The organism is Nostoc sp. (assembly GCF_036919595.1).
Classification (GTDB): Bacteria; Cyanobacteriota; Cyanobacteriia; order Cyanobacteriales; family Nostocaceae; genus Nostoc.
This window is the reverse complement of sequence record NZ_JBALCO010000007.1, coordinates 26,483-34,599: the sequence shown is the minus strand read 5'-3', so window position 1 is coordinate 34,599 and position 8,117 is coordinate 26,483. Positions and strand designations below refer to the sequence as shown.

Annotated in this window: 7 protein-coding genes and 2 pseudogenes; 6 read left to right on the top strand and 3 right to left on the bottom strand. The window is 39.0% G+C overall.

Annotated elements, in window-relative coordinates:
* Nucleotides 1-164 precede the first annotated feature (164 nt).
* From V7K21_RS00910 to V7K21_RS00895, 5 genes are all read left to right on the top strand, one after another.
* Nucleotides 165-1,184 (top strand): iron-siderophore ABC transporter substrate-binding protein, encoded by a 1,020-nt coding sequence (locus tag V7K21_RS00910; RefSeq protein ID WP_335170957.1) that lies wholly within the window; start codon nt 165-167, stop codon nt 1,182-1,184.
* 249 nt (nt 1,185-1,433) lie between these two features.
* The gene (locus tag V7K21_RS00905) at nt 1,434-2,654 is read left to right on the top strand and encodes an acyl-CoA dehydrogenase family protein (RefSeq protein ID WP_335170956.1); all 1,221 of its coding nucleotides are present in this window, start codon (nt 1,434-1,436) and stop codon (nt 2,652-2,654) included.
* Nucleotides 2,654-2,725 (top strand): hypothetical protein, encoded by a 72-nt coding sequence (locus V7K21_RS30525; protein ID WP_442948836.1) that lies wholly within the window; start codon nt 2,654-2,656, stop codon nt 2,723-2,725. Before V7K21_RS00905 ends, V7K21_RS30525 begins: the two co-directional genes overlap by 1 nt.
* A gap of 80 nt (nt 2,726-2,805) precedes the next feature.
* A complete protein-coding gene (locus V7K21_RS00900) occupies nt 2,806-2,937 on the top strand; it encodes a hypothetical protein (RefSeq protein ID WP_335170955.1) in 132 nt (43 codons plus the stop codon).
* 339 nt (nt 2,938-3,276) lie between these two features.
* On the top strand, nt 3,277-4,428 hold the full coding sequence (locus V7K21_RS00895) for an MGDG synthase family glycosyltransferase (RefSeq protein WP_335170954.1): 1,152 nt from the start codon (nt 3,277-3,279) through the stop codon (nt 4,426-4,428).
* A gap of 205 nt (nt 4,429-4,633) precedes the next feature.
* Here V7K21_RS00895 and V7K21_RS00890 read toward each other — a convergent pair.
* Nucleotides 4,634-5,881 (bottom strand): annotated as a pseudogene (locus tag V7K21_RS00890) (ISL3 family transposase).
* A gap of 219 nt (nt 5,882-6,100) precedes the next feature.
* Between V7K21_RS00890 and V7K21_RS30520 the strand changes: the two are divergent.
* Nucleotides 6,101-6,280: pseudogene (locus tag V7K21_RS30520) on the top strand (AMP-binding protein); the annotation flags it as partial.
* A gap of 146 nt (nt 6,281-6,426) precedes the next feature.
* On the opposite strand, the gene V7K21_RS00885 reads toward V7K21_RS30520, so the two are convergent.
* Nucleotides 6,427-7,074 carry a sulfotransferase gene (locus V7K21_RS00885; RefSeq protein ID WP_442948835.1) on the bottom strand — a complete coding sequence of 216 codons (648 nt, stop codon included), beginning with the start codon at nt 7,072-7,074 and terminating at the stop codon, nt 6,427-6,429.
* A gap of 191 nt (nt 7,075-7,265) precedes the next feature.
* Nucleotides 7,266-8,102, bottom strand: a complete 837-nt coding sequence (locus tag V7K21_RS00880; RefSeq protein WP_335170952.1) for a phytanoyl-CoA dioxygenase family protein — start codon at nt 8,100-8,102, stop codon at nt 7,266-7,268.
* Nucleotides 8,103-8,117 lie beyond the last annotated feature (15 nt).

Here is an 8,117-nt window from a genome sequence, read left to right as displayed (position 1 = left end):
TTTGATCTTTTTCTTCTGGATTCATGCTTGAACACTACCATCTTTCTTCCCTCATGGGAATATTCCTGACATTCCTACCTGGGCAGTTACAATTTTTGCAACATAATCTCTTGCACAGCCAATACGCGATCGCTCTAACATTACCTGTATCTTTTTAACTGTATATGCCTAAGTTCTGCTTTGTTGTGCTGCTTACGCTGTTGGTGATTTCTGCTTGCAGTTCCTTTGGTCGTCAATTACCAACCCGCGATATAGCTGTTGTTCCCTCAAATCAAACATCACCTGTCCCCGTCCATGTAGTCAAACACGCAATGGGTCAGACTCTAGTTCCCGTCCATCCTCAACGAGTTGTCGTCATAGATCCGTGGCTAGTGGAAATACCTCTAGCTCTGGGAGCCAATCTGGTAGGTGCTCCAGATCCAACTAAAACTCTCCAAGGGCTAGGTTTAGAGGATAAGCACCCAGGCGTTGAAAACATTGGTGCGGTTCTGACACCACCGAATATGGAGAAGGTTATAACTCTCAAGCCGGACTTGATTTTAGGCACGACGCGGAACCGGGATACTTACAGTTTATGGTCTCACATTGCACCCACCGTTTTGCTGAAGGTGCAAAGCAATGGAGACTGGAAACAACCGTTTATGCCAGCAGCAAAAGCTTTGGGGAAAACCGATACAGCAAAACGTTTAATGGATAACTATAACACACGCTTAACTGAGTTTAAACAAAAGATAGGATCTCGACTCAAAAAGACTTTAGTTTCCGTCGTGCGCTTGATCCCAAAGACAATTAACCCGTTAACTAAGGGTGCATTCTCTGGAGTAATTTTAGAGGATGCTGGTTTAATCCGTCCTCATTCACAAAATCTGGATGCTAAAGCAACTCAAAAGAAAGCGGGCAACCCCGTTGGCTACAATATCTCTCCAGAAGCCCTTACCCAGATAGATGGTGATATCCTATTTATAGTGCGCTACGGCTTCAAAGACGCTGCACAGTCAAAGATATCTGTCAATCAACTTATGGCAGAACCTCTGTGGTCAAAGCTTAATGTTGTTAGGCAGGGTAAAGTTTATGTAGTTGATGATTATTATTGGCTTACAGGTAGCTACATATCAGCTAATCGAGTTATTGATGATTTATTTACTTATATCTTGCAACCACTGAAAGAAACTAACAGTAAATGAATAAAGCGTGCAAAAGTGTAGCCTCATTTCTATTGGTGGTTAATTTTCGAGTTGTCAATCTCAAATTCAGATAAAAAAAGACAAACAATATGTAATTATGTTCTTATGATGCATATTACTAAGCTGCTTTTATTTGCTAACATAATTATTCATACCGGATTAAAATAACCTACTTACACAAATTGCCATAAACCAACGGGTGAAAATGTAAGATTAGCAACTAAAAACAAGTCTATGAAACTCTATTAAATGATATTCAATCTAACTCTCAACAAGCAAACTCTGATTGAACGCATTAGCGAACTTGCACGCAATAAGTTCGCCTCTCGCGCCGCTGGTTATGACTACAATGCTAGCTTCCCAAGAGAAGATTTTGAAGACCTTTTTCAAGCAGGTCTGAATGCGCCTGTTGTGCCTACTGAATACGGTGGTTTAGGGTTAGGACATGATAGCGATATCTTTACCCTGTGGATGATGACTAAGGAACTAGCAAAAGTGGATTTATCCCTAGCCCGTTGCTGGGAAGGACACGCAAATGCCCAAGTTTTACTAGCGGCTATGGCTAATGAGTCTCAGAAAAAGCGCTGGTTTGAGGGTATTGTCCAACGTGGCGAGAAATGGGCGGCTTGGAGTGGAGAACCCCAGTCTCAGATTCCAGGTCAAAAAGCCAGCCTTGGCACAAGTGTTCAAGTGGTAGATGAAGGATACATCATTGATGGCACAAAGGTATTCGCTACCAGTGCCCCAGAAGCACAGTGGGCAATTCTCTTGGTCAACACCGCAGGTCCTGGGGGAGCGCGTCATGGCAATGGCTCACGGACATCAGTGCTGTTACTAGCTTGCAACTTATCCGACCCCAGTATTAGCTTTGATGATAGTTGGTGGCAACCAATTGGGATGAGAGGTACAGTGAGTTACCTAGTTCGCTTTGAACGTACTTTCATCCCTAAAGAAAACTTGATTGGCTATCCAGGACAATACATTCAACAGGAGTGGCAGACGCGGTTTACACCTCTGTATGGCGCTGCTTTTCTCGGAGCTGCTGAAGGAGCTTATGATTATACTTTAGCATACATCAATAAACAGCAAAAAGGACATGACCCCTACGTACAACACCGAATTGCTAAGGCAGCAATTAATATAGATACTATGCATCTCTGGCTGCGGCAAGTAGCTACTCTTTGGGAAACAGGCCAGGTGTTAGGGGCAAAAGAAGCAGGCAATCGCGCCCGTTATATAACTGAACAACTAGCTTTGGAAACGGTGAACGACTGCATACACGCTTGTGGAGCTCGCTCATTGATTAAACCGAGTCCTGTGGAGCGAATATTGCGAGATTTATCCTTTTACGTATTACATGATAATTGCGATCGCGTTTTGTCCTCAATTGGTCAGGAGATTCTGGGGCAATCCTTTGATAGGGCTTATTTCAACACCCACCCAATTAGCCAAGAAGACCTTACGGAGTAATTAATATAATTGTAATGGGTAAGTTTAATGTCAATATTGGCGAAGGGAAAGAGATACATATAGGCGTCTAAATCACCAGGAAGCAAAAGCCGAAAAAACATGCTCAAATAGAAGTCTATATGGAGCATATGAATTTCAAGGTGGTGGCTATGTGAATAACACCGATCCGTTTGCTTTCAATGCTACAAACAACTATGATGGCAATGGAAACATGAAGGGTAATATCTTGGCTAGAATTGTTGCAGGAGATGTGAAAACTAATCTTCCTACCCAAGGCAAATAACAAGTGAATAGTGATTGTATCGTTACTATATCTGTTACTATAAACGATGGCTCGACTGCTAATTATATCGGTTCTTTCTACGATAACAATCGTAAGTTAAATTACACTGGAACTGACTCGGGAGCCATCGTTAATTTAAAAGGTGAAAGAATTAGGCATTACTAGCCATTCCTCTCACATAATTAATAGCACCCGATGAGAAGTTATTGATAGTCACGAACTTAAAGTTATCATTGCAGTTTTGATGCAGTAACCGTTTGAGGTACGTTCCCTTGTGACATTGGTCAGTGTAGATGTGTGGGGCGGTTTTGCCAAAGTCATTTTTGAAGAGGTCACTGGATGACAAGAATAGATTTGATTTTTTATAGTGGTGGTGGTGGACACCGCAGCACTGCAAATGCTTTGTCCCAAGTCATCAAGAAGCAACAGCCGAACTGGCAACCTAAGCTAGTCAATATTGAAGAAATTGAAAATATAGAGCATGCGGATATGTTCTACAGAATGACTGGTAAGAGTGGAAATGATATCTACAACCTGGTACTAAAAAAAGGCTGGACATTCCTCATTCCATTATTTCCATTACTTCGGACTTTGGCAAAGGCAAACATTCGTCAAAATTCTTCTGAACTGATAGCTCTGCTTGAAAGTCACTGGCGGAAGAATCAGCCGGATTTAGTAGTATCTTGCATTCCATTTTATAACCGAGTACTCAGGGAAAGCTTGCAAAAAGCAATACCCACCACACCCTTCGTCACTATTCTTACGGATTTTGCGGATTCTCCTCCTCATTTCTGGATAGAACCACAGGAGCAATTCTTAATCTGTCCTACTGAACAGGCAGTCGAACAAGCGCGCGCGTTGGGGCATCAGGAAAAGCGAATCTTCTGCACATCAGGATTGGTCATTAATCCCCGATTCTATGATCCCATTACTGTTGATCGCCGAAGCGAAAGACAACGCTTGGATCTAAATCCAGATTTGCCCACTGGATTGGTTCTGTTTGGCGGTTATGGCTCTAAGGTTATACTCGAAATTGCTCAACGTCTCGAATGTTTTCAAGACAAGATCCAACTCATTTTTATTTGCGGACAAAATGAAGAGTTAGCTTCAGCACTCCGTCAAAGTCAAGGTTTTCAGAAGCGGTTTATTACTACCTTTACTGAAGACATTCCTTATTATATGCATCTTGCCGATTTTTTTATTGGTAAGCCAGGACCTGGTAGCCTCAGCGAGGCTACGGCGATGAAGTTACCTGTGATTACAGAACGCAATCCCTTCACTATGAGTCAGGAAAGACTCTCTTGTGAATGGATTACGGATAAAGAACTCGGGATTGTAATTTATAATTTTCACAATATCGAGCAGGCTGTCGAAAAGCTAATTCAACCAGAAAACTATTCTCACTACCGGGCTAATCTCAACACCCTTAATAACCAGGCTGTATTTGAAACAGTTGATATTTTGGAGAAAATTTTGAAAGCTCCTATTTAAGTAAAGATTCAGGTTAACTGGAGTTTAGACTAGTCAGGAGTGCGAAACTCATAAGGCTCATTTTATAAAGCCTAAAAACCTTGGTTTTAGTTGCCGGAAATATCTTAAATCCGTATCCTTATTTTTTGGAAATTTAGTTTCGCACTCCTGACTAGACTAAAAGCTTAATTTAAAATTAAGCTTTTTCTGTACATAGTATGCTTAACTAATAGTTAAAATGCCAATTCAATAAGCATCTAACTCGGAAATTGTCAAAGTTTATAAATCCATAGCCGGAACGTTTAATCAACTTGATCTTGTTATTAATACCTTCCACAGCACCACTATTTGTCCCATTATCAAAGTAAGCAATTATCTCATCAAACCAACGGATAATAGTATTGTTACTCTTGGGAAAATATTTTTTAGCTTTCGATAACCACATACCGAGTTTAAAAACTCCTGGATACCAATTATCTGTCTCATTAAAAATCCTTCTAAATTTTTCTTTTAGTTCATGCATTTCTTTTAAGATGGGAGATACATTCTTGACTTCAGAAAATTTATTTATTTGCTCTTCATTTAAGTCTGATTCATTTTTAAGTAAAACGTACTTACTATTTTTTAATCCCGATAAAGTTTTTTCATGTTCAGCTTTTTTTGATGATAATTGCGCTTTTTGAATTAATTCTTCTAGATTCCGCTTCTCTCGTTTTCTCTGTGTATCTAATTCTTTATTAATCTGTGTCATTACATGAAATCTATCTGCTACTACTTGAGCATTGGGCATTAATTCTGTGACAACATTTTTATAACCAACCCACAAATCTATACTCACTTCCTCAATTTGTTCTAAGACCTCAGTTCCCCATTCTAAAAGGGCTTTCTTCACTACTTCTTGGGTGCGCCCATTTAAAATAGTTACTAGCTTAGATGTATCTAAATCTATGAGTACGGCGCAGTAATTACCCTTGCCCTTAATCAGAGCTATCTCATCGATTCCAAGTCTTTTTGTCAGAGAAGGTTTGTCATTAGATAATTCTTTAGATGCGTCTTTTAACATTCTTTCTATTTCTTCTGTTGTCACTATCCCTTGATCAGCTACACTGTGGATATCGTTTTCTACTACCTCTTGTATTGTCTTGTGTGCCAGCCGTTTTGTATAAGTTCTTTTCTGGCTCACGAAATCTAGATTCTCACTAAAGGGTTTTTTACATTCTTCGTATTTGAATTGTCTTCTATTTATTTCTAAAAATACTGGTTTCTCACCGAAAGGTAAATCTTTAACAATGTATCGATGATTTTGATGTAATTTATGGCTTTTTGGACCACAGCGAGGACAAGTACTATATGATTTTATTGATTCTATTTGTAAAATCATTCATATCCCGACATGAAGGCGATGTGATATAACTTTCACATCTTTTAAATCTAGAAGCTCTGTTAGTATTTTAATATTTTGTTTCCTGTTCATAACTGTAAATAGACAAAAAATACTTTTCTAGTACTTACAGTTAATAATGAATCTGCATCCTCAGTCAATTATGTCAAAGGTTTTACTAAGCATTTTATGCAATTCTTTATACTTTTTAACCTTTGCAACTAATAATTTAGCATAATAAGTACTGAAGAACCGAATTTATTAAATCTGGTCATGTTGAATTGTCTCTAGCGGTTTAAGCTAAATCTAAAGGAGCGATCGCCTGATGCTGTGGCAATGGTGTTTGAACAGGAGAGCCTTACCTATCGCCAGTTGAGGGTTGTGCTAACTTCCTAGCGCACTATCTACAGAGGCATTGGGCGTCGGCCCAGAGATATTGGTAGGTATCTGCATAGAGCGTCCCTAGAAATGGTAGTGAGACTGTTAGGGCTGTAGCAAGTTTTATACCGAACCAGTGGATGTCCATTTTGTCCCAGGTAATCATGTGACGATGATGAATCAGCCCTATGTTCAGGTCTTAATTACTCTATACTGAGTGTTTTATTAGCATTGCCCACTTTACATCGTTTTTTTTACTGCTACATATTCCATTTGAATTCTTCGTTTTCTTTACCAGCCATTTCTTCAAACAAATGCTCCACATTTGGGTCAATTTGTTGACGCCAACGCAAATCTAAATTAATTTCTAACCCACGATTTTGGTAATAATCTCGGTTACATTCTTGTATATTGAATAACAATCGTTGTAAATTTTTATTTTGTGCCTTTGCTACTAAAAATTGCGTTCCGTTGTTCCCTCCAAGTGGATGATGTTCGTGCTGGTAATATTGAAGCATTTGAGGTTGATAGTCTATTTCCAAAAAGTCACAAAGCTTTCTAGTGACACTTTCTGTATTTGTGGCAAGGTTTTCATAGTGGAGCTTAATTTTCTTACCCTTAAATTTACGGTACAATTCTTGAATTTCATTTATTCTTTCCTTCCAGGTATTAATTACTTCTTTGACATCTTCTTGAGGATATTTTCCGATGCGTGAATTGATGACTGCTCTACCATCTCTTTGGAGAAAGATAAAATAAAGTTGGGAAGATGTTTTTGGGAAAGCGGCTATTTGTTCTTCTACCCAAGAAATATCTTTTGTTGAATTAATTACAATCGGTTTTTGGGTTTTAATAGATAGTTGTTCGTAGATATTTACGCAATCGGTAACAATAAAGTCTTTCCACACTGGACAATTAACACCACAAAATTTGCAGGTTCTTTTTATGATTGAGTAGTTTGTATCTTTTTTATTGAACTCTCCCGAATAGAAACAATTCTGATGACTTCCCAGTATAAATCCCAGAAGCGTAGAACCAGAGTAATTAGCACTACAGATAAAACAAACTTTTTGATTGATTTTTTGCAAATAATTTAGCATCACATCGCTCCAATAGATAATTCGTTAAGTAGAGGCTGTAGTGGTGTGTGGTCGCGACTCACCAAGAATTCTGGTCTGGGTTGCCCCTTAAAGCTTGGTATATTATCGATGCTGTTATAAGTGATAATTAGGAGCCTGCGATCGTAGGGAGAAATGTTGAGTGCAGAGCCGTGTACTAAATTACAGTGAAAGAAAAGGACAGATCCTGAAGGACCTTTTGGTGCAACCAGACCTTTTTCCAAAGCTAGTTTGGCGATCGTTTCTTTATCGAGGGAGTACTTGAGAGCAGCACTGACATTAGATTTCCAGTCATTTTTTTGACCATTAACTTCAGATGACTCTATTTGTCCCAAGTGAACAAGGCTCTCTTTGTGAGAACCTGGAATGAAATACATAGGTCCGTTAAACTCATTAAATTCATCCAAGAAAACTGCTACATTCAAGGCTTTAGGGGATGGCATACCATCTTCTTGATCCCAAAATACAAAGTCTTGATGCCACGGCCACAAATCTCCTCCAAAGGCTGCTTTAAAGTTGATTTTAAATTGGTAAACATATACATCGCTCTTGAGAATTTTACAAGCAGATGTTAGAAGGCTCGGGTGCCGAACTAAGGAATCGAAAATTTTTGTAGTGATATGGCATCCATGAAGAGCACGCACTGTTTTGTTATCTTTTTCTAAAATCCGCCCAGGTGTATCTTTTACTATTAAATCCTCAACAGCAGCCTGCATCGCCTCGACTTCTTTTGTCGAGAAAAGCTCTGGCATAAATAATAGCCCATGTTCTCTATAATATTCTATTTGGTCTGTGTTTAATTTCATGGTTTTTTCCATCTGACTAGTATAGAA

Coding starts and splice junctions, on each gene's coding strand:
- V7K21_RS00895 (WP_335170954.1), top strand. CDS start 3,277: ATGACAAGAATAGATTTGATTTTTTATAGTGGTGGTGGTGGACACCGC.
- V7K21_RS00910 (WP_335170957.1), top strand. CDS start 165: ATGCCTAAGTTCTGCTTTGTTGTGCTGCTTACGCTGTTGGTGATTTCT.
- V7K21_RS00905 (WP_335170956.1), top strand. CDS start 1,434: ATGATATTCAATCTAACTCTCAACAAGCAAACTCTGATTGAACGCATT.
- V7K21_RS00880 (WP_335170952.1), bottom strand. CDS start 8,102: ATGGAAAAAACCATGAAATTAAACACAGACCAAATAGAATATTATAGA.